The 26,032-nt window shown below is 51.8% G+C and carries 26 protein-coding genes; 15 read left to right on the top strand and 11 right to left on the bottom strand.

Going from position 1 to position 26,032, the window contains the following annotated elements:
* Positions 1–143: 143 nt before the first annotated feature.
* Positions 144–728, bottom strand: coding sequence for an NADPH-dependent FMN reductase (gene ssuE, locus KDM87_RS16270; RefSeq protein ID WP_212680176.1), 585 nt, complete (start codon positions 726–728; stop codon positions 144–146).
* Between the two features lie 31 nt (positions 729–759).
* Positions 760–1,782 carry a sulfate ABC transporter substrate-binding protein gene (locus tag KDM87_RS16265; protein WP_212680175.1) on the bottom strand — a complete coding sequence of 341 codons (1,023 nt, stop codon included), beginning with the start codon at positions 1,780–1,782 and terminating at the stop codon, positions 760–762.
* 168 nt (positions 1,783–1,950) lie between these two features.
* Between KDM87_RS16265 and KDM87_RS16260 the strand changes: the two genes are divergently transcribed.
* Entirely contained in the window at positions 1,951–2,541 is a 591-nt protein-coding gene (locus KDM87_RS16260; RefSeq protein ID WP_212680174.1) for a glutathione peroxidase, read from the top strand.
* A gap of 114 nt (positions 2,542–2,655) precedes the next feature.
* Here KDM87_RS16260 and KDM87_RS16255 read toward each other — a convergent pair whose 3' ends face one another.
* Complete coding sequence (locus tag KDM87_RS16255) at positions 2,656–3,285, bottom strand: TetR/AcrR family transcriptional regulator (RefSeq protein WP_212680173.1); 630 nt, start codon at positions 3,283–3,285, stop codon at positions 2,656–2,658.
* Between the two features lie 221 nt (positions 3,286–3,506).
* Here KDM87_RS16255 and KDM87_RS16250 point away from each other — a divergent pair, with 221 nt between their 5' ends.
* Genes KDM87_RS16250 through KDM87_RS16220 form a run of 7 tightly spaced genes read left to right on the top strand, consistent with a single transcriptional unit; the run spans position 3,507 to position 9,247 of the window.
* On the top strand, positions 3,507–4,790 hold the full coding sequence (locus tag KDM87_RS16250; RefSeq protein ID WP_212680232.1) for an NAD(P)/FAD-dependent oxidoreductase: 1,284 nt from the start codon (positions 3,507–3,509) through the stop codon (positions 4,788–4,790).
* Between the two features lie 31 nt (positions 4,791–4,821).
* Positions 4,822–5,655 (top strand): DUF1365 domain-containing protein, encoded by an 834-nt coding sequence (locus KDM87_RS16245; protein ID WP_212680172.1) that lies wholly within the window; start codon positions 4,822–4,824, stop codon positions 5,653–5,655.
* Positions 5,652–6,896: an SAM-dependent methyltransferase gene (locus KDM87_RS16240; RefSeq protein ID WP_212680171.1), complete on the top strand. Its 1,245-nt coding sequence runs from the start codon at positions 5,652–5,654 to the stop codon at positions 6,894–6,896. The genes KDM87_RS16245 and KDM87_RS16240 overlap by 4 nt, the downstream gene beginning before the upstream one ends.
* Complete coding sequence (locus KDM87_RS16235) at positions 6,893–7,459, top strand: chalcone isomerase family protein (RefSeq protein WP_212680170.1); 567 nt, start codon at positions 6,893–6,895, stop codon at positions 7,457–7,459. The genes KDM87_RS16240 and KDM87_RS16235 overlap by 4 nt, the downstream gene beginning before the upstream one ends.
* 25 nt (positions 7,460–7,484) lie before the next feature.
* A complete protein-coding gene (locus KDM87_RS16230; RefSeq protein WP_212680169.1) occupies positions 7,485–8,042 on the top strand; it encodes a DUF3833 domain-containing protein in 558 nt (185 codons plus the stop codon).
* Positions 8,039–8,806, top strand: coding sequence for an SDR family NAD(P)-dependent oxidoreductase (locus KDM87_RS16225; RefSeq protein ID WP_212680168.1), 768 nt, complete (start codon positions 8,039–8,041; stop codon positions 8,804–8,806). The genes KDM87_RS16230 and KDM87_RS16225 overlap by 4 nt, the downstream gene beginning before the upstream one ends.
* The gene (locus KDM87_RS16220; protein ID WP_212680167.1) at positions 8,807–9,247 is read left to right on the top strand and encodes a nuclear transport factor 2 family protein; all 441 of its coding nucleotides are present in this window, start codon (positions 8,807–8,809) and stop codon (positions 9,245–9,247) included.
* A 53-nt stretch (positions 9,248–9,300) separates the two neighbouring features.
* Here the strand turns inward: KDM87_RS16220 and KDM87_RS16215 are convergent, their stop codons facing one another.
* Positions 9,301–9,738, bottom strand: a complete 438-nt coding sequence (locus tag KDM87_RS16215; protein WP_212680166.1) for a nuclear transport factor 2 family protein — start codon at positions 9,736–9,738, stop codon at positions 9,301–9,303.
* A 23-nt stretch (positions 9,739–9,761) separates the two neighbouring features.
* Positions 9,762–11,777, bottom strand: coding sequence for an NADPH-dependent 2,4-dienoyl-CoA reductase (locus KDM87_RS16210; protein WP_212680165.1), 2,016 nt, complete (start codon positions 11,775–11,777; stop codon positions 9,762–9,764).
* 150 nt (positions 11,778–11,927) lie between these two features.
* Between KDM87_RS16210 and KDM87_RS16205 the strand changes: the two genes are divergently transcribed.
* Together KDM87_RS16205 and KDM87_RS16200 are read left to right on the top strand one after the other, a co-directional pair.
* Positions 11,928–12,482: a PadR family transcriptional regulator gene (locus KDM87_RS16205; protein ID WP_212680164.1), complete on the top strand. Its 555-nt coding sequence runs from the start codon at positions 11,928–11,930 to the stop codon at positions 12,480–12,482.
* A gap of 159 nt (positions 12,483–12,641) precedes the next feature.
* On the top strand, positions 12,642–13,481 hold the full coding sequence (locus KDM87_RS16200) for a hypothetical protein (protein ID WP_212680163.1): 840 nt from the start codon (positions 12,642–12,644) through the stop codon (positions 13,479–13,481).
* Between the two features lie 127 nt (positions 13,482–13,608).
* On the opposite strand, the gene KDM87_RS16195 is transcribed toward KDM87_RS16200, so the two are convergent.
* From KDM87_RS16195 to KDM87_RS16185, 3 genes are all read right to left on the bottom strand, one after another.
* Entirely contained in the window at positions 13,609–14,298 is a 690-nt protein-coding gene (locus KDM87_RS16195; protein ID WP_212680162.1) for a VIT1/CCC1 transporter family protein, read from the bottom strand.
* Between the two features lie 45 nt (positions 14,299–14,343).
* Entirely contained in the window at positions 14,344–15,213 is an 870-nt protein-coding gene (locus KDM87_RS16190; protein WP_212680161.1) for a PhaM family polyhydroxyalkanoate granule multifunctional regulatory protein, read from the bottom strand.
* A 72-nt stretch (positions 15,214–15,285) separates the two neighbouring features.
* The gene (locus KDM87_RS16185) at positions 15,286–16,557 is read right to left on the bottom strand and encodes a branched-chain amino acid ABC transporter substrate-binding protein (RefSeq protein ID WP_212680160.1); all 1,272 of its coding nucleotides are present in this window, start codon (positions 16,555–16,557) and stop codon (positions 15,286–15,288) included.
* 112 nt (positions 16,558–16,669) lie between these two features.
* Here KDM87_RS16185 and KDM87_RS16180 point away from each other — a divergent pair, with 112 nt between their 5' ends.
* Positions 16,670–17,842 (top strand): DUF3108 domain-containing protein, encoded by a 1,173-nt coding sequence (locus tag KDM87_RS16180; protein WP_212680159.1) that lies wholly within the window; start codon positions 16,670–16,672, stop codon positions 17,840–17,842.
* 1 nt (position 17,843) lies between these two features.
* Complete coding sequence (locus tag KDM87_RS16175) at positions 17,844–18,599, top strand: DUF3108 domain-containing protein (RefSeq protein ID WP_212680158.1); 756 nt, start codon at positions 17,844–17,846, stop codon at positions 18,597–18,599.
* Positions 18,600–18,707: 108 nt separating this feature from the next.
* Here KDM87_RS16175 and KDM87_RS16170 read toward each other — a convergent pair whose 3' ends face one another.
* A complete protein-coding gene (locus KDM87_RS16170; protein WP_212680157.1) occupies positions 18,708–20,006 on the bottom strand; it encodes a lipopolysaccharide biosynthesis protein in 1,299 nt (432 codons plus the stop codon).
* Positions 20,007–20,108: 102 nt separating this feature from the next.
* Here KDM87_RS16170 and queC point away from each other — a divergent pair, with 102 nt between their 5' ends.
* The 3 genes from queC (at position 20,109) to KDM87_RS16155 (ending at position 23,204) form a co-directional block, all read left to right on the top strand.
* Complete coding sequence (gene queC / locus KDM87_RS16165) at positions 20,109–20,828, top strand: 7-cyano-7-deazaguanine synthase QueC (RefSeq protein ID WP_212680156.1); 720 nt, start codon at positions 20,109–20,111, stop codon at positions 20,826–20,828.
* Between the two features lie 203 nt (positions 20,829–21,031).
* On the top strand, positions 21,032–21,775 hold the full coding sequence (locus KDM87_RS16160; protein ID WP_212680155.1) for a metallophosphoesterase family protein: 744 nt from the start codon (positions 21,032–21,034) through the stop codon (positions 21,773–21,775).
* 1 nt (position 21,776) lies between these two features.
* Complete coding sequence (locus KDM87_RS16155) at positions 21,777–23,204, top strand: bifunctional serine/threonine-protein kinase/universal stress protein (RefSeq protein WP_212680154.1); 1,428 nt, start codon at positions 21,777–21,779, stop codon at positions 23,202–23,204.
* A gap of 41 nt (positions 23,205–23,245) precedes the next feature.
* On the opposite strand, the gene KDM87_RS16150 is transcribed toward KDM87_RS16155, so the two are convergent.
* Positions 23,246–24,439, bottom strand: coding sequence for an ABC transporter substrate-binding protein (locus KDM87_RS16150; protein WP_212680153.1), 1,194 nt, complete (start codon positions 24,437–24,439; stop codon positions 23,246–23,248).
* A gap of 403 nt (positions 24,440–24,842) precedes the next feature.
* Positions 24,843–25,997, bottom strand: coding sequence for an alpha-D-ribose 1-methylphosphonate 5-triphosphate diphosphatase (locus KDM87_RS16145; protein WP_212680152.1), 1,155 nt, complete (start codon positions 25,995–25,997; stop codon positions 24,843–24,845).
* Between the last annotated feature and the right edge of the window lie 35 nt (positions 25,998–26,032).

Here is a 26,032-nt window from a genome sequence, read left to right as displayed (position 1 = left end):
AGGCAAGACTTACCCCTGCCGGAAATCAGGCATTGCGGTAACGCTTACGGGATTGTTGCTTAATGTCAGGGTTTACAAATCTGCTACAGCGTTGGCTCAAAATTCATCAACGAATTTTTATGGCCAGCAACAACAGGAACAGGTCAGGCGCGACAACACATCAGTTCAGCAACGGCTGGTTTCGATGCATGTATATGTCGTAAAGAAGAGAGGCTCTCGGCCAGTAATTGCACGCCGTCAGCAACTCGCTGCGCTATTGCTGCATCCAACTGTAAGCCTTGCTGTTCGTGCCACTGAACCTGGGCATCGGTTGCATAAACGCCTGGCAGTACATGACGTGCCGACAGCGACGTCAGCACCGGGCGCAAGGCGTAATCGAGCGCCAGCATGTGCGACTGGCTGCCCGCCGTCGCCAGAGGCAAAATGATTTTTCCGTTCAGACCGTCTTGCGGCAGTATGTCTAAAAATGCTTTTAACAAACCGCTGTAAGCTGCTTTGTAAATCGGCGTGGCAATCACCAGAGCGTCGGCGCGCTCGACCAGTAATCTGGCGACATTCAGTTCGGTATCGGAAAAATCCGCATTCATCAGCGCTTCTGCCGGCAGATCGCGGACATGCAGGCTGACGGTACGCTGCCCGAGCGCATTGAGTTTCTCACCGGCATGCTGCAGCAGACGAGTGGAGCGCGACGGTGAAGACGGGCTACCGGAAAGCAAAAGAATAGTCATTGTGATTCCTTCAATGCGCTGTTGAGCATCATTATTTTTTATTCGGCTGATAAATCTGATCAAAAACACCGCCATCGGCAAAGTGGGTTTTCTGCGCGACTGTCCAGCCACCGAAAGCCTCATCAATATTGAACAGCTTGATTTTCGAGAATTGCCCGGCATATTTTTTCGCCGCTTTTTCACTGACCGGACGATAGAAATTTTTGCCGATAATGTCCTGTGCCTCGTCGGTGTAGAGGTAATTCAGATACGCCTCAGCCACTTTGCGTGTGCCACGTTTATCGACCACTTTATCGACCACGGACAATGGCGGCTCCGCCAGAATGCTGACGGATGGTGTGATGATTTCAAATTTATCCGCACCGAATTCTTTGAGTCCCAGATAAGCTTCGTTTTCCCACGACAACAGCACGTCGCCGATACCGCGCTCAGTGAATGTCACGGTTGAGCCACGCGCACCGGAATCGAGTACCGGCACATTTTTAAACAGTTTTTGCACATAGTCTTTTGCCGATGCATCGCTACCGCCCGGTAATTTCAATGCATAACCATACGCCGCCAGATACGACCAGCGCGCGCCGCCGGAAGTTTTCGGATTCGCAGTAATCACGGACACGCCGGGTTTGATCAGATCGGCCCAGTCTTTAATCCCTTTAGGATTGCCTTTACGCACCAGAAAAACGATCGTGGATGTATAAGGCGAAGCATTGTGCGTCAGGCGTTTTTGCCAGGTTTTCGACAGCAAACCGGCGTTCGCAATCGCATCGATGTCATAGGCCAATGCGAGCGTGACCACGTCCGCATCCAAACCGTCGATCACCGAACGCGCCTGTTTGCCTGAGCCGCCATGCGATTGTTTGATGGTGACTTTATCGCCCGTTTTTGCCTGCCATTGTTTTGCAAATGCCTGATTCACGTCCTGATACAGTTCACGCGTAGGATCATAGGAAACATTGAGCAGCGTGATGTCTGCAGCGTGGGCTGCGCCGTGAATCGCACCGGCAAATGCGAAACTGGCGAAGCTGGCGAGGAGCAGGAATTTTTTTGCTTTCATCTGGAATCCTTGAATTCAGTGTTGAATGAGGATCTCAGAATAATTCGCGACTTTATATTTTAAAACGAAGTATTTTTACGATCTATATTCATTTTTCATATAAAGAGCCTGATCAGCAGCTTTTTACCGGCTGCGCTACTATGTGCTTCTTTCATGAAGGAGACCTCCATGCTGCGACGTTCTGTTGTGTTTTCTGCTGTCTTTTCTGTTGTCTGTTCGGCCTTGATTGGCAGCCTGGCTGCAATCAGCAGTCCGGCTTTCGCTGAGGAGGCAGAAGCCTGCCCGGCCATCCTGAATCACAAATTCAATCGCCTGCAAGACGATGCACCGCAGGATCTTTGCCAGTACAAAGGCAAAGTTGCATTGGTCGTCAATACCGCCAGCTATTGCGGCTTCACCAATCAATATGAAGGGCTGGAAAAAGCCTATGCCAAGTACAGCAGCAAAGGTTTGGTGGTACTTGGTTTTCCGTCGAATGATTTCGGCAAGCAAGAGCCGGGCAACAGTAAGGAAATCGCCGATTTTTGCTACAACACCTATGGTGTGAAGTTTCCTATGTTTGCCAAGTCATCTGTCACCGGCAAAGACATCAATCCTCTGCATGCACAGTTGGTCAAAGCGACAGGGACAACACCGAAATGGAATTTCTACAAATACCTGATCGATCGTAAAGGCAACGTCGTTGCCGCTTACAGCAGCATGACTAAGCCTGACGATAAAAAGCTGGTTGCTGATATAGAAAAAGCGCTGGCGGAATAAGCCCACGGCCTGTACACAAACGCCGTTGACAAAAAGGCTGGAAGCCCCTGTTTATGAGGGCTTCCAGCCTTTTTTATGATGTAGTACACGGTTGGAGCAACCAGAAAAGAGCGCTTACGTGGCCGATGTTCTCGCCTGCTCTGACAAAAATCCCCCTATGGTGGCATGCACCATCGCTGCGACGATCTGCTCATGCGTCAAGCGCTGGTCGCGCACCAAAAACTCCATCGTCGGATCGCAGGCGCGCGAATACAAGGTGTACACCAGCACATCATCCGGCACCAGCGCCGTCAAAGCGCCTTGCTTACGTGCCGTTGCCACCAGTGCATAAAAACGCTTGTTGATCCGTAAAGCCACGGTCACATAATCGAGATTCAGCATCAGGCTACGTTGCAAAGCGCGGCTTGTCGATGGCAAATGCGGCACGCCCCCTTGCAAACGCAAACGCAGCGACCAGGCAAGGATGTGCCGGATTTTTTCTATCGCCGGCATGTCTTCCGGCAGAGTATCTAATTCTTCCAGTGTTGCTTTCAGCAGACGGGTCAGTGCGGCCGCGGCCAGTTTTTCTTTCGAAGAAAAGTGTTTGTACAGACTACCTTTCGCGATACCGACCGCATCAGCAACATCATCCATCGTCATCAGGTCATACCCTTTATCGGATAAAAGATGATTGACTGCATCAATAATCGCTTCTTCACGTGCGTCAAACTGCTGTTTTTTAAAGGGAATTTTTAGCTTTATCATTTTTTTCTGTACAACTTTAAACTTTGTAGTATATTTCGTGACTGATCAGTCACGAAATGAAATATCAGGTCACATTTTAACTCAGGCGTATCGGCAACGGGCAGGAATCTGTATTTCCTCCCGGTCAGATTGGTAACAGAATGTGGCTGAAATAAGCGTAAGTCGGGAATGCAAGCTGCTTGGCGGCATTCATTAGAAAAAAAATTTATCGTTAAAAAATGATGAAAATTGCGGTCATCGGTTCCGGCATCTCCGGCCTCTCCTGCGCTTATGAATTATCTCGCGCACACCACGAAGTCAGTCTGTTTGAGGCAGACAGTTATTTTGGCGGACACACGCACACCGTTGATGTGACGCTGGAAGGTAAAACCTATGGCGTCGATACAGGCTTCCTGGTGTTTAATCACAAAACCTATCCGAATCTGGTCAGATTATTTAAAGATCTGAAGATAGAAACCGTCGCGACGGATATGTCGTTCTCAGTCAAAATGCCGATAGCCGGACGATATCTGGAATGGGCTGGAGCTAATCTGGATACGGTGTTCACACAACGTCGGAATTTGTTGAACCCGCGCTTTCTGCGCATGCTGCGCGACATCCTGCGTTTCAATAAACAGACTACCGCGATGGCAAAAGCGGAAGCAACACATGATTTCCACATCCCGTTGGGTCAGTTTTTGCAGCAGCATCGTTACAGCGATGAATTTATTCATTGGTATCTGTTGCCGATGGCCGCCTGCATCTGGTCTTGCCCGACTGCGACCATGATGGAATTTCCTTTGTCGTCGTTCGTGAATTTCTGCCACAACCACGGTCTATTGCAAGTCAACGACAGGCCGCAATGGCGCACCGTCAAAGGCGGTGCACGACATTATGTTGAACAACTGCTGCCACATATTGCGCACACCTATCTGCATGCGCCAGTCAGCGCGGTACAGAGCAGTGCATCAGGACGGGTCAGCGTCATATCAGCAAGAGGTATTGAAGAATTTGACCACGTCGTCATGGCAACACACAGCGATCAGTCGTTGAAAATGCTGACAGACAGCACCACCACAGAGCAGCAAATACTGTCTGCCGTGAAATACCAGCCTAACCGCGCGGTACTGCACACTGACGCCAGCTTTTTGCCGGAGAACCGCAAAGCCTGGTCTGCCTGGAATTACCAGAGTGCGAACGGAAAAGAGCCGCAAGTCTGCGTGCATTATCTGATCAATCAATTGCAGCCACTGCCGTTCACCACTCCGGTGATTGTCAGTCTGAATCCGATTGAAGAACCGGCACCTGAAAAAGTGATCGCCAGCTTTGATTATGCGCACCCTGTGTTTGATGCGGCAGCTGTGAAAGCGCAAACCATACTGAATCAGATACAGGGCCAGCGGCAGATCTGGTTTGCCGGGGCTTGGACGGGTTACGGCTTCCACGAAGATGGCCTGAAATCCGGTTTACGCGTCGCAAAAAATATTATCGCCAGCCAGCCGCTAGTGAGACCACTTGCGGCTTAACAGCGCTCGCTTTATCTCAGCCCAATAAACGATGACACCAGCAGATAACGCCACACTGAAACAGCAAACCGCATCACCGACGATACGTCTGTGTACCGGTGAGGTCTTGCATAAACGCCTGCGTCCGGCAAAAAATGCGTTTCGCTATGGCGTCTTTTTCATCCGTGTCCCAGTACGCGCCATGACGGCACAGACCGTGTCAATGCCGTATCGCTTTTTTTCGCATAATCGTTTCAACCTGCTGTCATTTTTCGACAAAGATCATGGCGATGGGCAGCGGACCCTCTGTGACTGGTTGGATGCAATATTGCACGAGCACGGCATCAACGATGCTGATGGCGAAATCTTGCTGCAGTGTTTTCCGCGTGTCCTAGGCTATGTATTTAATCCTGTGTCATTCTGGTTTTGTCACCGTCATGATGGCAGCCTCAGAGCGATCATCTGCGAGGTCAGCAATACCTTTGGTGAAAAACATCTGTATTTGCTGGAGCAAGGCGACACGCTGATCAACGGGCAGGAACTCCATGCAAAAAAAATCTTTCATGTCTCGCCTTTCTGTGCAGTAGAAGGCCATTACCGCTTCCGTTTTTTACAGACACAAGCACGTGAACGTGAAGGGCAGCACAACATACGCCACATCGCCAGAATTGATTATGACGATCACCAGGGGCCGCTACTGATCACCAGCGTTTCCGGTGAAGAGCAGGCAATGGGAGATCAACAGATCGTCAGAGTGATGTTGCGCTACCCGCTGATGACTTTCGGTGTCGTTGCCCGCATCCACATTCAGGCATTACGCCTGTGGTTAAAACGCGTTCCATTTTTTTCCAAACCAACTCCACCATCGCAAGAGGTTAGCCGATGAGCACTTTGCATCCTACTTTGTCGCCTGACAGCAGTCAGACAAAACAACTGGACACCACGCAGTTTCCGGCCGAAGCCCGCTTTGTTATTGGCTTACTGAAGCGGCTGGAACACGGCAGCCTGAGCATACAGTTTCCGGATGGGCAGATCGCGTATTTTGGCCGCGCCGATGATGGTAATCGCCACGTGACGCTGGAAATGCGCAACTGGCAAATCTGTCGCGCGGTTCTGAAATCCGGCGATATCGGTTTTGCTGAGAGTTATATTGCCGGTCACTGGACAACCACGCATCTGGCGGGACTGATAGAGCTGATCACGCGCAACCGTGTCCAACTCGAATCCGTCATCTACGGCACATGGTGGGGCAATCTTTTGTATCGTATCAAACACCTGTTAAACCGGAACTCAAAAGCAGGCAGCAAAAAAAATATTCATGCACATTACGATATCGGTAATGACTTTTATCGTCTGTGGCTGGATCCTTCCATGACCTATTCCAGCGCCATCTTTTCCTCGGATCAGGTGGAAAGTCTGCACGATGCGCAACAGATGAAATACCGTCGCATCCTGCAACAACTGAATCTGCCTGCGCAAGCCAAAGTATTGGAAATTGGCTGTGGCTGGGGTGGTTTCGCTGAGATGGCGACACGCGATGCGCAGGCGCACGTGACCGGACTGACACTCTCCACCGAGCAATTGCATTTCGCCCGCGAACGCCTGCAGCGCGCCGGCCTGCATGCACGCAGCGATCTGCAGATACAGGATTACCGCGATGCCCACGGTGACTACGATGCCATCGCGTCGATAGAAATGTTTGAAGCCGTCGGTGAAGAATACTGGCCCGGCTATTTCGCCTGTCTGCAGCGCAATCTGAAACAGGGTGGGCGTGCCTGCATACAAAGCATCACGATTGCCGATGAATTATTTGAGCGCTATCGCAAAGGCACCGATTTCATTCAGCAATATATTTTTCCCGGTGGCATGTTGCCATCGATAGGCAAATTTCACCAGCTGGCAGAACAACACGGCTTGCAGGTAATAGATACATTTACTTTCGGTCTTGATTACGCGCGCACTTTACTGGAGTGGCGTAAAGCATTCATGGAAAAACTGGCGGAAGTCAGAGCGCAGGGATTTGATGAGGAGTTTTTACGCACCTGGGAATTTTATCTTGCCTATTGCGAAGCCGGATTCCGCGCCGGAAATATCGATGTGGCGCAATTTACCTTAATCAAAAAATGATCGCTATTTCCGTGCGCAATTCTTTGTTGCTGTGGCTGCTCTGTGCCTGCTGTTTATTCGGCAGTGCGTGGGCTGCTGCGAATGAGGTGCCACCGCCGATACGCGATGAGATACCGCAAGCAGTATTGCAGGGAAGCGGTACGTATCGCTGGTTCGGTCTGACCATTTATGACGCGGCACTGTGGCTGCCAGCCGGCAGCAATCCTGACATGCGGCAACGTTTTGCGCTCGATCTGACCTACGCCAGAAATTTATACGGTAACAAAATCGCGGAAACCAGTATTGATGAAATCGACAAACTGAAACTCGGCACAGCGGAACAAAGACAGCGATGGTTACTGCAGATGAAAGGAATATTTCCGGATGTCAAAGAAGGCAGCAGGATTACCGGCATACACATCCCAAATGAGGCGGCGCGTTTTTATCTGAACGGGAAATTCCTTGGTGAAATTCGCGACCCGGAATTTGCGCGCTCTTTTTTTGCAATCTGGCTGGACAAAAAAACCTCCGCGCCGGATCTCCGCAGCAAGCTGCTGGGCAATCTGGAAAAAACCTATCAATGACTTTCCGTCTCTGCTGAAAGACACTATGAAACTCCATCACATATTTAAAAACATTGTCGTGCTGGCTGCCTGTCTGCTACTAGCATCCTGTGCCAGCAAATACGATCCGGCACTGTATGCGAAAGAGCAGCCGCAGCTTTCCTTGCAGCACTACTTTAATGGCACGCTTGACGCCTGGGGTATGTTTCAGGATCGCTCCGGCAAAATAGTCAAACGCTTCACGGTCGTCATGCGCTGTGAATGGAATGGCGACACCGGCAAGCTAGACGAAGACTTTACCTACTCCGACGGCACGAAACAAAAACGTATCTGGACCTTGAAACAGACGGCACCAGATCGCTTTACAGGGACTGCCCCGGACGTGATAGGCGAAGCGCAGGGCATCGTTTCCGGTAACACACTGCACTGGAATTACGTGTTGGCGTTGCCGGTTGACGGCACCGTGTATCACGTTGATTTTGACGATGTGATGGTGCTGATGAATGACAAAGTGATGCTGAACCGGGCGATCATGCGCAAATTTGGCGTTGATCTCGGCAGTGTCACCTTGTCGTTCACCAAACGTGATGGACAGATGAAATGAATCCGCGCATACGTGACTGGCAAGGAAAGCGTGTCTGGATCATCGGCGCATCAACCGGAATCGGTGCCGAAGTAGCGCGGTTGCTGCTGACCAAAGGCGCGAGTGTAGCGCTGTCAGCACGTAACGGGGAGCAACTGCGACACATCGCGCAAGTCTTCCCGCAAGCATTGGCCTTGCCGCTGGATATGACAGACCTCGTTAGCTTACAAACAGCGCATACACAGTTGCTCGCAGAATGGCACCAGCTTGATCTGGTTTTAGTCGTCGCTGGCGCCTACAATGAAATGCGAGCAGACAGTTTTAATCTCGCCGATGCCAATCACGTGCTCAACGTCAACGTGCGTGGGGTCTATCAGTGTCTGGAGGTTGTACTGCCTACCTTGTTAAAACAGGGTTCCGGCGGTATCGGTATCGTCGGTTCGGTTGCCGGTTATTCCGGTTTGCCAAAAGCGCTGGCATACGGTCCAAGTAAGGCGGCGATCATTAATCTGTGCGAATCACTGTATGTGGATCTGCATCCGAAAAACATTGGGGTGTATATGATTAATCCGGGCTTTGTCGCCACACCGATGACGGCAAATAATGATTTCGAGATGCCGGCCTTAATGACAGCGCCAGCTGCAGCGCAAGCACTGGTGCGGGGTCTGGAGCGAGGTGAATTTCATATCCACTTCCCGAAACGTTTTACTAACTGGCTGCGGTTAGCACGCTTACTGCCTTATCGCAGTTACTTTTATCTCGTACACAAAGTGACAGGACTATAAATGAGCCCTCAGGAACATCAGGCCAGTCTGGATAAACTGGTGAGTTTTTTTGAAACCATCAGCCTCAACGGGGTCGATGATATTGAGCGTATTTATACCGAAGATGCGTATTTCAAAGACCCGTTTAATGAGGTGCGCGGCAGCAATCATATCAAGCAGATTTTTCTGCATATGTTTGAGCAGGTCAATCAGCCGCGCTTTCTGGTGACCTCTACCGTACTGCAAGGCGACAACGCATTTTTATGCTGGGATTTCCTGTTCACGATGAAGCGTTTCAGCACTGAAGAACAATGCATACGTGGCGCCACCCACATCTGCTTTGCGACTGATGGCCGCGTCACCATGCACAGGGATTATTGGGATGCCGCCGAGGAACTGTACGAAAAGCTCCCGGTACTCGGCGGTCTGATGCGTTTGTTAAAGCGGGCAGCGAACAAGTAAGCGTCTACGGAATATGCGGTAATATCCGCCGCCGTATCCGGTATTTGTCAGCGTCACTCTGCCGCTTTAGCAGCTTTATAGGCAGGTAAATACTGCGCCAGTCTGGCTCCCATTTCCTGACCTAGTGCCTGTAAGCCACTCATCGGTCTGACCATTACTTCAAAATCCCGTATCTTGCCGGCATCGTCGAAAGCAATCATATCAATCCCCTTGAGCTGCTTGTCGCCAACCCGGGCACTGAATTCAAGCACAACATTGAGCCCGTCGTCAGACACGAATTCACGGTGATAAGTAAAGTCTTGAAATACCTGTATCACCGTGCCCAGAATCAACACAACAGCCTGCGCACTGGCATACGGCTGGTGCGCCATCGGGGAACGGAATACCGCTTCAGGGTGAACGATTTCCGCCAGTCCATTGAGATCGCGGGCGGCAATCATCTGATGCCAGCGTTGTAATGATGCGGTTGCTTGTGGGTGTAATTGATTCATAAAGGTCTCCTCCCGCTGTGTGGTCAGATCGTTGCTGCCAGACGTGTGCCCTGATTAATCGCCCGTTTTGCATCTAGTTCAGCGGCAACATCAGCGCCACCGATCAGATGCACGGTTTTTCCGGCTGCTTCCAAAGCTGCTTGCAAATCACGGCGCGGCTCCTGACCTGCACACAGAATGACGTTATCAACTGGCAGTGTTTTTTGCTGACCATCGATCGTCACATGTAAGCCCGCATCATCAATCTTGTTGTAAGTGACGCCCGCAAACATATGCACGCCGCGATTCTTCAGCCCGGTACGATGTATCCAGCCTGTGGTTTTACCCAAGCCGTCGCCCACTTTAGAGACCTTACGTTGCAACAGAAAAATTTGTCGTGCAGGCATGTCGATTTCGGCTTCGGTCAAACCGCCTACTGTCTGATAGCTGGTATCGACACCCCATTCAGCGAAGAATTTTTTCGGGTCCAGACTTGGGCTGGTACCGCTGTGACTCAGGTATTCCGCCACGTCAAAACCTATGCCTCCGGCACCGATAATCGCGACGGTTTTTCCAACGGCTTTCTTATCGCGCAATACGTCGAGGTAACTCAATACTTTTGGATGAGTCACACCGTCGATTTCCGGCGTCCGCGGTGTGATGCCGGTTGCCAGAACGACTTCGTCAAACGCGTTTAATTCGCCAGCCGTCACCAGCGTGTTCAGACGAAGTTTGACGCCAGTCAGTGTGATCTGCTTCGCAAAATAACGCAGGGTTTCATAAAACTCTTCTTTACCCGGTACTTGTTTCGCAATATTGAATTGCCCGCCGATCTCAGCACCCGCATCAAATAAGGTGACATCATGCCCGCGGCTGGCAGCCGTCGTCGCAAAACTAAGGCCAGCTGGCCCCGCACCAACGACAGCGATACGCTTGGCCTTATCCAGCTTGACATTGACCAGCTCGGTTTCATGGCACGCACGCGGATTCACCAGACAAGATGTAATCTTGCCGCCGAAAGTATGATCCAGACACGCCTGATTACAACCGATGCAGGTATTAATCTCGTCAGCCTTACCTTGTTCCGCCTTACGCATGAACAACGGGTCAGCCAACAATGGACGCGCCATCGAGACCATGTCACAAAAATTATCCGCCAGCAATTGCTCAGCCACATCCGGTGTATTGATCCGATTCGTCGCCACCAGCGGGATGTTCACATGACCTTTCAGTTTCTGCGTCACCCAGGCATAGGCGGCACGCGGCACCTTGGTGGCAATCGTCGGAATACGCGCTTCATGCCAGCCTATGCCGGTATTGATAATCGTCGCGCCAGCTGCCTCAATGGCCTTGGCGAGCTGTATCACTTCATCCAGCGTTGAGCCGCCTTCGACCAGATCAAGCATCGACAAGCGATAGATGATGATGAAATTACTGCCGACTTTTTCGCGGATACGACGCACGATCTCGACCGGAAAACGGATGCGGTTTTCATACGCGCCACCCCATTCATCGTCACGCTGATTGGTACGCGCAGCGATAAACTCATTGATCAGATAACCTTCCGAACCCATGACTTCCACGCCGTCATAGCCTGCAGACTGCGCCAGACCAGCACAACGAACGAAGTCATCGATCGTCTGCGCAACTTCCTCGGTCGTCAGCGCATGTGGCGTGAACGGGTTAATCGGCGCTTTGATCGCACTGGGTGCAACCAGTGTCGGCTGGTAGGAATAGCGACCGAAATGCAGAATCTGCATCGCGATCTTGCCGCCTTCACGATGCACGGCATCAGTCACGATGCGGTGATGTGCCGCTTCTGCTTCGGTCGTCAGCATCGCACCGCCATGCATAGGGCGCGCACGCTCATTCGGCGCAATCCCACCTGTCACGATCAGCGCAACGCCGCCGCGCGCACGTTCAGCATAAAAGGCTGCCATGCGTTCAAAACCATTGTCGACCTCTTCCAGGCCAACGTGCATGGAACCCATTAACAGACGGTTTGGCAAAGTGGTAAAGCCCAGATCAAGCGGTTTGCTCAGGTGAGGATAGAAAGACATGGCGTTTCCTTATAGGAGAAGGAGAAAAACAGTAGCAGTCACTTAAATTGACGATGCAAGGGATAGCGAGAGAATAACGAAACAACTTTATATATGCAACTGGTTGCATATAAAATACAGACAAGACCGAATAATGACTCTAGTACTGCTATGTCCCTGCCCCACGCCTTATTAACCTCTCTGATAGAAAAACCCTGCTCCGGTTATGAACTGGCGCGCCGCTTTGATAAATCCATCGGTTATTTCTGGCACGCGACGCATCAGCAGATTTATCGCGAACTCGCACGCATGGAGGAACACGGCTGGGTCAGTTCAAGCGAAGTCGAAGGCGGCCGCGCGGGTAAAAAGCAATTCGAGGTTTTGCCGGCCGGACGCGCCGAATTACAGCGCTGGACAACAGAAAGTGCCACCCCGCTGCGTCTGCGTGATGAATTGATGCTGAAACTGCGGGCTGAGGCTGCTATTGGCCCACTGGGAATCAGCGATGAACTGGAAAAACGGCTGCATCTGCATGAACAAGAGTTAGCCAATTACCGGAAAATCGAGGAGCGTGACTTCAACACGCCGCCACTTTCACGTGAAAGCGACATTCACTATCTGATTCTGAAAGCCGGAATCGCCTACGAAGAAGGGCGCATACAATGGACCAGAGAAGCATTGGCAGTCATACGCAGACTGAATAACAAATCACAAACCTCATCCTGATGACCGAATTTATGCGAATAGACCTGCCATCCTGGCTATTGCCGTTACAATACGGGCTTACCATGTTGTCAATGGGGCAGACCTGACCTGCTCATCATGAAATGTCAGCCGATTTTTTCAAGGACGTCTATGAAACCAGTTATCAAAAACAGTCTGCTTATGATCACTATGATCGCCGCTCTCAGCGCTTGCGGTGGCGACGATACCAGCAAGACATCAGGCTCAACAACAGGAACCACGAGCGCCGGATTGACCGAAGCACTGACGGTATTCGCTGAAAGCTGGACTGGTACGCAAATGCTGGCAAACTTTCACGACATGGCTGTCATCACTGGCAACAACGGCAGTTGCGGCGGCGGTGGTAGTGCTTCGTATCTCACCGGTCTGACAACGATGAACAACTGCGTTCGCCGATTTCCAGCGGATAACGGCTACCTGGGCGGGCTGACCGGTATTCCGGTACAAGTCGGCACCATCAAATCAGCGACACTGCAAAATAATGGCAATATCGTCGTAAAAGATGGCGGCAGTATAGGGACAACACGCTATACGATTAACACCCTCAGTTTCAGTATGACGGATGATACGTCGAGTACGGACAAGGAAATAACGCAGGCGATCAATGGCCGCCTGGGTGTCACCTTAACAACCGGTTCAATCTTCAGCGTAGGTTCCGTTTCCAGTAGCAGTACCAATAACGGCAATAGCCTGAATATGACCAGCAGTTTTATTTATGCCCGCAATGCGGGAAATGCTAACCAGGTCGTCACCTCCAGCAATCTGGTCATCAATGCTGATTCGTCCAACATGAGCCAGCGTCCTGCCAGCGGGCAATACACGGTCGCAGTCGGTACCGGAGGTTCGACATGTGTCAATGTTGGCGTGCAATTCGTTTCAACCACACAGGTCAAACTCACCTGTAGTAAGACGTCGGAAAGCCGTGTGATCAACTGGACGGATGCAGATGTGAAAACAGCACTGGCAATGGCTATTAGCTGATACAATTTTTCAGTCTTAAAAAAAGCCCGGCGTGACCGGGCTTTTTTGCTGATGACATTTTGCATACTGACACACTGATCCGCAGTCACAATAATTCAAGACAGCGACGGAAAGACTGCGAACAGCCTCAGGCTGCAACACCAAACAAGGCGCCGACACCCGCCGTCAGCGCCATCGCCAGCGCACCCCAGAAAGTCACGCGGGCTGCAGCCACCGTCACAGAGGCACCACCAGCATACGCCGCAACCGATCCCAGTAAAGCAAGAAATAACAGCGCACTGATCGCGACCGACCACATCAGCCAATGGACGGGAAATAAGAAAACCACCAGTAAAGGTAAAACCGCACCGATTGCAAACGTGGCTGCCGATGACAATGCGGCCTGCACAGGTCGTGCGGCCAATGCATCGGAAATCCCCAATTCATCGCGCCCATGCGCACCGAGTGCGTCGTGCGCCATCAGTTGTGTCGCCACCGCCGCCGCCAGTTCCGCATCAAGACCACGCGCAATGTAAATATCGCGCAATTCATCATGCTCATGCGCAGGATCGGCCGCCAGCTCCTTGCGCTCACGTTCCAGATCCGCTGTTTCGGTATCCGCCTGCGAACTGACCGATACGTATTCCCCCGCTGCCATCGACATTGCGCCAGCCACCAGCGCAGCCACTCCCGCAATCAGAATATCTTTGGAAGCTGCTCCGGCTGCCGCCACACCAAGCACCAGACTGGCCGTGGAAACAATGCCATCGTTCGCTCCGAGCACGGCGGCGCGCAGCCAGCCTATGCGGTGCGTTTTGTGTCGTTCTATATGTCGCATGACGTCACTTTACCTTGAATTTTCGTAGCAGTAGACACAGATGATTTATGATTTTTGCGGCGTTTTTGTCGTGGCTTTGGCTGCTGTTTTCGTAGTTGTTTTCGCGACCGTTTTTGGCGTACTTTTGCTTGCCGTCTTGCTGCTCACTCCGGTTTTATTTCTTGCTTTGGCAACAGCAGAGGCACTCGCTTTCGCTGTCGGCTTTGTTGCTGGTTTTACTGCTGGTTTTGCTGAAGCTGTCGCAGATTTTCTTGTCCGTCCATTCGTTGTTGGCTTGCCCGCAGCCGCTTTACCTAGTGTTTCTTTTGCCAGACCATCACCTTCCATTGCCTGGCTGACTGCTTGCTTGAATTGGTTCTGCAGCAAATTCCACCAGGCTGCCGGGTTCGCAAACGGTGTACTGGCCTCATTGCCAGAGGCGGAACCTGGCGTTTTCTCTGCGGTCTCCGCTGCTTGCGGCAGGATACTTTCCGGCTCAGGCTCAGGTGCTGGCTCAGGCGCAGATTCCTGCTCTGGTGCCGCTGCCGGTGGCATAGGCCAACTGGCATGATCAGAAGTATTAGATGAGGCGGGTTTCGGAATATCTGCAGGTTCAGAACTGGTTTGTGCGCTGGCTTGCGCACTTGCCTGCTGCATGTGCTGGGCAAAATTTTCACCCAGCGATTGCAATGTCGCAATCGTCGCACGCTGGACTTCGAGCGCCTGTATCGTGCCACGCAGCATATTCATATTCACATTCAGCCACGATTCTACGGTTTTCAGATCCTGAATTTTTTTATCTAATTCATCAACCGACATCGGTGGTGCGACCATGCCCGGAACATTCATACTGCCCCAGAGTTTTTTGATGAACCCAAGCGGATCACCCATAGAATTCATGCCGGGAATATCAGAACCAGAAAAAGGATTGCTCATCGGTGTACTCCTTATGTAGGCGCTGTCTGCACGCCATGATGACATTGCATGTGAAGATGAAATAGCGTTCTGCTAATGTCTCTCCATCTTGCATGAGCTCGGTAATGCAGTCAATCCGGATTCAAAGAATCGCTCGGTTTTAAAACCGTAACCACTGCCTTCATTGTCAAAACGGGTTCCGGCATCGCCTTTTTTCTGCATGACGGATACGTACAAAGGCTGCAATAACTGATGGTCTTCCGCGCGCATCAGTGCCTGATGAAAGCCATTGCTGAAACTCGCATTTTCCAGCGCCCGCGCCACAGCCGCTGCTTCGGTCGTTTTTGCCTGCTCTATGGCGCGCGCCAGCATTTCCAGCATCAGTTGCATGCGCAGATGCACATAATCATCCTTCGCCAACGGATAACGCTTGCGAAAAGCCTGATAAAAATCGTCACTCGCTTTGCCACCGACGTTCGGATGCCATTCAGCCACTGCCCGCACGCGGCCGATACCGGCATCACCGATCGCAGCCGGCGCGCCCAACCCATTCGCATAAAAAGTGTAAAATTTGACGTTCATCCCGGCTTCTTTGACTGCTTTTACCAGCAAAGTCAGATCATTGCCCCAGTTGCCTGTGATGACGGTATCCGCACCGCTGGCTTTGATTTTTGCAGCGTACGGCGCGAAATCCTTGACCTTGCCTATCGGATGCAAATCTTCACCGACAATGCTGATATCCGGCCGTTTGCGCGCCAGCATCGTGCGCGCGGACTTACCGACCTGGCGCCCAAAACTGTAATCCTGCCCGATCAGATACACTTTTTTGGCGCGGCTATCATCTTTGATGACCTCAGTCAGCACATGCATACGCATATCTGCATGTGCATCAAAACGAAAGTGCCAGAAACTGCACTTTTCATTCGTCAACACAGGGTCAACGGCAGAGTAATTCAGAAACAATACGCGATGATCAGGCGCTCGCTGATTATGCTTATTGATCGCATCGATCAGCGCCGTAGCAACCGCAGAACTATTGCCCTGCACCACGAAAGGAATTTTCTGATCGGTCACCTGTCGCAATAAGGTCAGGGATTCTTCCACCCCCTGCTTGTTATCAAACACGCTCAGGCTCAGTGGATGCTGACCATCCGGCAAGCGGATACCGCCGCGCGCATTGATGTTGTCGATCGCGATTTGCAGATTACGCTGTACCGCCTCGCCGGCATTCGTGAACGCCGCACTCATACCATCGATCATCGCAATCCGTATCGGTGGCAGAGGCTCTTTAGACGTTACGGCAAACGATGTTGAAAAAGGCAGACTCAAAAATGCCGCAATTGTGATGCGCAGAAAAAATGTCATAAGCAAAGGTTAATAATTAAAAGTAGTGCTGAAGCAAAGACCGGCATTCTACGCCGTATAAAATTCCTGCGATGTCATCGCAGCTAAAGCGACAAGCGTTTACACTGTCGCCATGAACAGCATTGTCCTTGCCACTTCCCCTGTTAAATTCCGCTCCCGCGCCCTGATTTTCACAGGCATGGCGATCGTTTTTCATCTGTGTTTATGGCATTTACTGTCGGATAGCCTGGTCACTGAAAAGCCAGCAGCAACACCTAACAACAGCATCGAAGTCCAGTTTAAAGAAGCACCTGCCGCTATCGCACATGCGGTTGAGCCCGCCAGAAACGTCATCCCTAAGCCACCGGCACGCAGCGCCAAAGCGGCAAAACCGGTAACCACAGCAGCTAAACCAGCTCAGGCTCTGGAAAATACGCCGCCCGTAATGACACCGGGCGATACAGAATCTGCACCAACAGCCGTCACCGAACCCGCACCAACTCAGGAGCCAGCCTCTCCGGCGCAAGAGATACCTGCGGCAGAACCCGCACCGGTAATAGCGGCATCAACAGCCAGCGCCAGCGCCGATAACGAGGCTAATCAGGTGACCGAATTAGCCGGGCTGAAAATCACTGCGCCGCCATCCGGGAAAATGCATATGAAAGTCGTACGCATTTCGCCGAACATGAACCCGGTATATGGTCTCGGTGAAATCAGCTGGCAAGCGCAAGACGGGCAATATCAGATGCAGGTGCAGGCATCGCTGGATTTGCTGTTCACCAGCCTGAATTTGTATAAGTTGCAAAGTGAAGGCAGTCTCTCCGCGAATGGCATACAACCTAAGCGCATGAGTGAAACGCGGCGGGGGCGCAGCGAAACGGCCACGCATTTTGATTACGATGCCAATCAACTCAGTTTTTCGTCATCGAATAAAAACACCGAGCTGAGCAAAGGCGCGCAAGACCGGGCGACAATCTTTATGCAACTGGCGGGATTAGGGATCGCCTCGCCGGAACAGTTTCAGCCGGGCAGACAAATTTCGGTACAGGTTGCCGAAGATCGTGACGCAAATCAGTTCATCTTTGTCGTCATCGGCCAGGAAGAAATTGAGACGGCTCTCGGCAAAATCATGACCTGGCACGTCAAGCGTCCGCCCCGCACAGGACTGTATAACTCCACGCTGGAACTCTGGTTCGCACCTGCGTATCAGTGGTATCCGGTACAAATTCGCAATACTGAAACGAACGGCGCCGTCACGACACAGACGGTCAGTAAAATTCAGCTTCAATCCACTTCTGGAAAATGATATGGCCCACCCTTTTTCTCTTCGTCTGATCACCTCTGTACTTATCTACGCGGCGCTGGGCACCACGCTGGCAAACGCAGGCACGACGGAACACTTCAATAAGATGGCCTTTAATCTGCCACCGGCGGCCGAGCTGTCTTACACCATCAAGGCAAAGCAAAGCGGCATTCCTTTGGGTGGAGCAGCGACTGTCAAATGGGAAGTCAGCGACAAAAAATTCAGCATCGTGACGGAAACGCGTGCAATGCTGGTCGGTAAAATCCTCGATGCCAGCAGTCAGGGCCATATCAGTGATTACGGTCTGGCGCCGGAAAAATTTGTCGAGAAACGTTTTCGCAAACCTGAAACGATTACCAGCTTCGAGCACGATAGCAAAACCCTGCGCTTTACCGCATCAGATGAAACCTACACGCTGAAAGGCGGCGAGCAAGACAGAACGAGCGCCACCTGGCAACTGATTGCGTATGCGCGTGCCGCTGGTGATAAGTTCAAACCGGGCAGCGAATGGAAAATGTTTGTCGCCGGACGTCGCGATGCCGAGCCCTGGAGTTTCAAAGTGCTGGCAAGTGAAAAAACCAGCACGCCGCTGGGTGAATTCGCCACGATTCATATCAGTAAAGCACCGCCGCCGGATTCTAAAGATCAGGCGCTCGATATCTGGCTCGCACCCGCGCTGGACTGGTATCCGGTACGTCTGAAATTCAGCGATGCGGATGGCGACTATGTTGATCAGATCATAGAAAGCGTGAAGAAATAAGGCGAAGAGTATGGCCGGAATGACCGCTGGAACCCCGCGTATTTATTGGGTCTCCAGCCGGTCATGAAATGCCTTAAACAAGGACAAAAACCGCAACCACGTATCTTTTTATGCGGGCAATTGTGGCTTAGGGCGCTTCTGTAAAGCAGGCAAAATATATTTCCAGACCACCACCATTTCAAACAACTCAACAGCGATCAGCGCAAAGATCGCACCGGCAGCGCCCCAATACGGAATCGCCTGATAGGTAATCAGCACCACCAGTATCAAGGTGACCGTTCCCAGAAAAAACATAGAGCGGAAAGCGCCGCCGCTCATCAGCCATGACGTTCCTATCGTGCGTACAGAATTGATTGCGAAATAGCCGCCCCACAGCATAATCAAAGGGCCGAGGCCGCTGTATTTGCTACCGATCACATACGCTTCCAGCCACGGCAAAGTCAGCAACATCGCGCCCACATACGCAAACACAACGAGTTCGATGCCTAAGATAGAAACGATGGTCAGCTTGCGCAGGCCGCTCCAGTTATGTTCTGCCATCAGACGACTCGCTTCTGGTCGTGCGACCCGGGACCAGGCTGCCACTGCCAACGGAATGGGCATCAGCAACAAACGCGATGCATTCAAGTCGGCAATCGCGGCCAGCCCCAGCCATGCACCGGAAAGATAGACGTAACTGTAATTCGACAGCCAACCAACGATGACGCCCAGTACCGCCCAACGACCATGGCCGCGTATGGTTTCCTGATGTTCATGCAAAATATCAGCGTCTTCCGCATCAACCTGACTGACCTGCGTTGCCGTACGATCCATGATGCGATGGCGACCAAACAGCGCGCACAGAAATGAGGATGCGGCCAGCACGATAAAGACATGGGCAACATCGATCACTTCAAATAAATATAAACTGAGCATCCCCGCCAACACCGCCGCGACATACACCAGATCCTGCCGCAAGACGCTGTGAATATCGGATTGTATAAAGCCGACAGTGCGACCGTATTCACGCAGGCCATTGCCGATCACATAGAGGCCGAACGCGCCCGCCATTAACCAGCCTTTATTACTATGATGCGTGGCGGCCGGGACAAATTCGACGATCAGAAACGCGGCTAAACCCATCGCCACGGTCCAGAATATCTGCCGCTGCCAGTAACGGCGCAACAAAAGTTTGCGGGTATTTTCATGCACCGCACTGGCAACCGTCGTCAACGGCCCGGCGATCCATGAATCAACGATCAGACCCGCCAGCAGTCCGCCCGCGTATAACTGACCATACAGACCATAATCGTCTTTATCTACCAGGCGGATCAGCAGAGCGCCAATGCAGAAGTTCAGGGCACTCAGCATGCCCTGATCGATGACCGACAAAAACGAAGAGGATAGAAATTTTTTAGGAAAACTCATGGGCTTGCGATAACATTCATCTCACACGAACCTTACCATCATGACAGAATGAAGTACAAAGGGTTTCTCCCTGCTTCATCCATCCTTATTTTAGTTTGCAAAATGAATAAATTTAGTAATAACGATCGTGCGCTGGTGTTGTTCAGCGGCGGGCAAGACTCTACCACTTGTCTCGTATGGGCATTGTCGCGTTATGCCCACGTGGAAACCATCGGTTTCGATTATGGGCAACGCCATGCCATCGAGTTGACGGTACGTCCGACCTTATTGGAAAAAATCCGCAGTTTCTCACCAGAATGGCAAGCGCGGCTGGGCGAAGATCACATGATAGATCTGTCACTGATTTCGCAATTATCCCATACGGCGATGACGGAAAATATCGCCATCGAAATGCAGGCCAATGGCTTGCCGAATACCTTCGTACCGGGGCGCAATCTGATGTTCATGATGGTAGCGGCCACGCTCGCCTATCGCCGCGACTTGAATGTACTGGTGGGCGGCATGTGCGAAACCGATTTTTCCGGTTATCCGGATTGTCGCGATGACACGATGAAAGCTCTTCAGGTTGCGCTGAATCTGGGCATGGCAACCCACCTCAAACTGGAAACACCACTGATGTGGATAGATAAAGCGCAAACCTGGGAACTTGCGGGACAGCTCGGCGGTAGCAACCTGATTGATCTGATCCGCGCCGATACCCATACCTGCTATCTCGGTGAACGTGGTCAATTGCACGACTGGGGTCATGGTTGCGGTACCTGCCCGGCCTGCGAATTGCGTGCACGCGGCTATCATCAATATCAGGCATCATTACCCAAATAAGCTTAAAAATATGCTTGTAAGCTGGCCGTTAGCCAGCTAACTTAAAATGATAGCCGCAAGACAGATAAAACTAACAGGACTTACGCAAAGTTGCCCCGGCAAGGAATGGCGACGAAGACAGTACGAATAGTACGGCCAGAAGCCACAACACCGCTGAGGCGGTTTTGCGTCAGTCCTCACAATTATATAAATGGAAGAGACCTATGCTGCTCGCGCTGATGACCGACCTGCATGCGAACCGCGAAGCATTTGCCGCATGTCTGGCACATGCAGAACAACAAAACGTAACGCGCTATGCTTTCCTTGGTGACCTGATAGGCTACGGTGCTGATCCTGCCTGGGTCGTGCAGACTGTGATGGACTATGTCAGCAAAGGCGCTTACGTTCTGATGGGCAACCACGACGTCGCGATTCTGCAGGAAGATAAACAAGGCATGAATCCAACCGCGCGTCAGGCGATTGAATGGACGCGTGCTCAGTTGAGTCCGGCACAAATCGATTTCATTGCAAAGCTGCCCTACCGGATTGAATTACAAGATCTGCTGTTAGTCCACGCCAATGCCTGGGCGCCGGAAAAATGGGAATACATCGATGGCGTGATGGAAGCCATGCGCAGCATGCATGCGTCGAAAGCAGCGATCACCTTTTGCGGGCACATGCATATACCGACGCTGTATCACATGACGCTGACCGGAAAAACCGGGGAATTTCTGCCAACGCCGGAAAATGGCATACCGCTCAGCAAGCAACGACGCTGGCTGGTTATTCCCGGGTCCGTCGGCCAACCGCGTGACGGTAACCCTGCGGCATGTTACGCGACCTTTGATACCGAGACGCTGGAGCTGACCTATTACCGTGTTCCTTACGATCACGAAACCGCTTCGGCAAAAATTCTGCGTGCGGGTCTGCCACCTGCGCTGGCATCCCGTCTGCTGACAGGAAATTAAGATGAGCCCGCACAGCCTGCAGGCCGGAATGGAATTTGATGGCTACCGCTTAGAAGAAAAATTACATACCGGCGGTATGGCTGCACTCTGGCGCGTCACCGATTTGCGCCAGCGTCATGTGGGTAAGCCGGGGCTGGAAAACGGTGTACCGCCATTGATCATGAAAGTGCCGCTGCTGTATTCTTCTGATGACCCGACCGCCATCGTCGCGTTTGAAGTCGAACAGATGATCATACCTAAGCTCAAAGGTGTACACGTGCCGCGGTTTTTCGGCTCCGGTGATTTTGATGCGCAGCCGTATATCGTGATGGAACAGATTGCAGGCGAATCCTTACGCAGTCGTTTTGAGCAAGCGCCGTTACCGATCAGCGAAGTCGTCACGATCGGTATTAAAGTCGCGAATGCTTTACAGGATTTACACCGGCAAAATGTGATTCATCTCGATATCAAACCAAGCAACATCATGTTCCGCGACGGTGTGGCGGTGCTGATCGATTTTGGTTTATCGCGGCATGATCGCCTGCCTGATCTGCTGGATGAAGAGTTTCGCCTGCCTATGGGCACGGGGCCGTATATCTCACCGGAACAAGTGCTGGGTGTACGCAATGAACCGCGCAGCGACTTATTTTCACTCGGGGTTTTACTCTACCATCTGGCGACGGGCGAACGGCCTTTCGGTCATCCGACCTCTGTTTCAGGTTTAAAGAAACGCTTATACCGCGACCCGATTCCACCGCGCAGCCACCGCGCCGATATCCCGACCTGGTTGCAGGAAATTATTCTGCGTTGTCTGGAAGTAGAACCGGCGGCGCGCTTTGACACGGCCTCACAGTTAGCGTTTTTGCTGCAGTATCCTGAACAACTGACGCTGACCGAGCGCGCAGAAAAAGCGCAACAAGATGGCTATCTGTCTGTAATCAAACGCCGCCTGAAAGCCTCAGGCATAGAACCGGTCTTGCAACACAGTATTTCGGAACAATTAGCCAAGGCACCGATCATCGTTGCCGCGCTGGATCTGACCCGCGGCTCCGAAGCACTGGCAGAAAATCTGAGAAATATCACGCGGCGAATGCTGCAGACCGAACCCGGCGCAAGGCTGGCCTGCCTGACCATACGCAAAACCAGCCGCATAGGAATGGATGACAGCCTGATCAAACAGGGCGAAAACATCCACGTTAAACAACTGGTTGATCTCAAACACTGGGCCAGACCGTTGAATATCAGCGCGGACAAAATTACGTTTCACGTGATTGAGGCACCGGACCCGGCAGGTGCGATCATTGAATATGCGCACAACAACGATGTCGATCACATCATCATCGGCTCGCGCGGCACGTCTGCTCTGCGACGCTATCTGGGTAGTGTCTCCGCGCAGGTCGTGGCAGAGGCAGCCTGTACTGTGACGGTTGTTAAAACGACCGAAAAGTAAGCTGCCTGCTGCCTTTGCAGAAAAGTCAGGCGCTTTCTGAATTATTTAGTACGCACAATCAGACCGCTGCTGGCATCCTCTTTATATGCATACGACACTTTACCCTTACGAATTTCGCCCATAACGACCATTGATTGCGTAATCGCTTCATGATCTGCTTTTGAATACGGCTTTTTATAGCGTGTCACGACCGTCGAGGTGGCTTCGTATTTCATGTCTTCCAGCGCTTCTTTGATCTTTTCCGACTCGGTTGAATTCGCCTGCATGATCGCCAGACTCAGCAAACGCAGGGCATCATAGGTCTGCGCCGCAGCTACAGCGGAAGTAATAATTTTGGCATTATTCAAACGCAGATAAGATAAAGAAAAACTACTGCTGCGAGTGGAATCACTCTCGATAAATGTCACTGGCATACGAGCGCCTTCGGCATTGCTACCGGCAGTATCGGCAAAACTCTTTTGCGACAAAATCCAGCTGCCAACCAATGGCAGATTGACTTTTGCCTTGCTCATACTATTGGCGGCCGCTGCTGCTTCCGAAGACAGGCAATACAAGATAATGACCTGCGCACCAGCCTGCTTCGCCTGCGTCATCTGGCTGGTCATATCCTGCTCACCGATTTTCACACTCTGCACGCTGACTGGTGCCAGCTTGCGTTTTTGCAGCTCAGCAACCAGATTATCTTTACCGAACTGACCATAAGGCGTGTCGTCATGCAGAATGGCAATCTGCGTCAGCTTACGTTTATCAACCACATCATGCAGCATCGCAACCGGCTGGATACTGTCGCTGGCTGATAAACGGAACACATAACTGTGCGGAACCGCTGGCGGCATGAATTTGCTTAAACCAGCGCCTGTCGCAACGCTGACGATCAGCGGAATTTTTGCATCCTGAAATACTTTTGCCGCCTGCAGCGCAACACCCGTATTCGCAAAACCAACCACCGCTACCACTTTTTCTTTTTCTATCAACTCTTTTGCCATCGCCACACCCAGCTCTGGCTTGGCCTGGTCATCGCGTTCGACAAGTTCGATTTTGCGCCCGAGTACGCCACCAATCTGATTCAGATCAGCCTGAAATACACGCGCACCACCGCGCATGCTCTCACCCATATCGGTTGATGATTTGCCGGTGAACGGGCCGATGACCCCGATCCTGATCGGCGGCTCCTCCGCGTATGCTGCGCCGCACAGGCACAATACAAGACTACTCAGTAGCGAACGAATGCGCATTTTTATCTCCAATTTTATTAAACACCCCGGCAGGTTGACACCGCAAATAGCAGGGCAGATTTTCTCGTGCTGAGAACGTAACCGCGCACCATATAGTTGTCAATTGGAAATATAAATTAAAAAACAAAGTGGCTTCTTGATTTCCAACATAAATCAATCGCATAAAATTTCCGCAATGCAATACGTATCAATACGTATGCCTGAGTAAAGCTTGGCAGACTACCCAGAATTAGTTAGCGATACAGACATTTTTATCAGTGCAAAATAGTTGCTCAAGTGTTGTAATTTCACACTTTGTTGACACTCTGATGAATGCTATATCCAGTTCGGAAACAGCGCTCGTCGAGCGGTAGGCATGAGAAGAATACAGCCTGAAAATGACGTGCAAGAGGGTAAGGCAAACTCACGCGATCTGCAGACCTTGCCTCCAGACGCCCATCACAACAGGAATACCTTCAACGATGCGGACGCGGATAAAATCGGCGCGCAGGCCGGGGGCGATCTGACCGCGATCCTGCAAACCTATCTGCCGTGCGGGTTGCAGGCTGACGGTGGAGACGGCTTTCGGCAAAGAGTAACCATCTTCCTGCAATAAAAAAGCGGCGTGCAGCAAGCTGGCGGGAACATAATCTGACGACAGAATATCGAGCAAATCATGGCGCGCTAATTCACTCGCAGAGACGTTGCCGGAATGCGAGCCGCCACGCACCCGGTTCGGTGCGCCCATGACGATGGATAAGCCGTGCTGATGCGCAAACTGTGCGGCCGCCAGCGTGGTTGGAAATTCAGAAATCGTCACGCCGTCGCGCACGCCTTCAAGTACGTGGGTATGGGTGGTGTCGTCATGCGTCGCCAGCGGAATACCATGCGCCTGTGTGCGGCATAGCCTGACGATCTGCGCCCGGTTTTGTTCTGCATACTGCTGCTGGCGATCGCTCAGCACTTCCAGCATCTGATCGACTTTCTGGTGCGTCCAGCCGCGTTTACCGGTGACGTAGACGCGGTAATGTTCAAGGTCGGTCCATTGTCGTTGCCCCGGCGTGTGATCCATCAGCGACACCAGCCGCAAGTGTTCGTCATTTAAAAACGGTGTGAATAATTCCAGCAAACGCGCCTCTGCCAGCTCCAGCCGCAGATGCAAAAAATGATCGGTGCGCAGTACGCCCGCCTGCCTGGCACCGGCCAGTCCTTGTACGCAGGCCTGCATCATTTGAGTACGCACGCTGTCGGGGTCGATATCGCCGATAGCGATCGCATCCAGCACTGTCGTGATACCGGAACAGGCGATCTGTGCGTCATGCGCGATGATGGCGGGCAGCACCGGCCAACTCACTTTCGGGCGCGGCATTAAATGCTTTTCTAAATTATCGGTATGTAATTCCACCAGACCGGGTAACAGATAATCACCCTCCCAGTCAGCCCCGGTCAGCATTGCCGCGCCTGAATTAACATCATCAATACGCCCGTGACTGACGACGATACCGCCAGTCAGCACCTGATCCGCCGTGACGACACGCGCGTTGCGGATAGAGAACGCTGTATGCGAAGCAAAATTCATGAAGTACTACATCCTTGAAAAGCGGTGAACAATCT

It is taken from the genome of Cognatundibacterium rivi (genome assembly GCF_018139565.1).
GTDB classification, from domain to species: Bacteria; Pseudomonadota; Gammaproteobacteria; order Burkholderiales; family Burkholderiaceae_D; genus Undibacterium; species Undibacterium rivi.
This window is presented reverse-complemented; position numbering and strand designations above follow the sequence as displayed.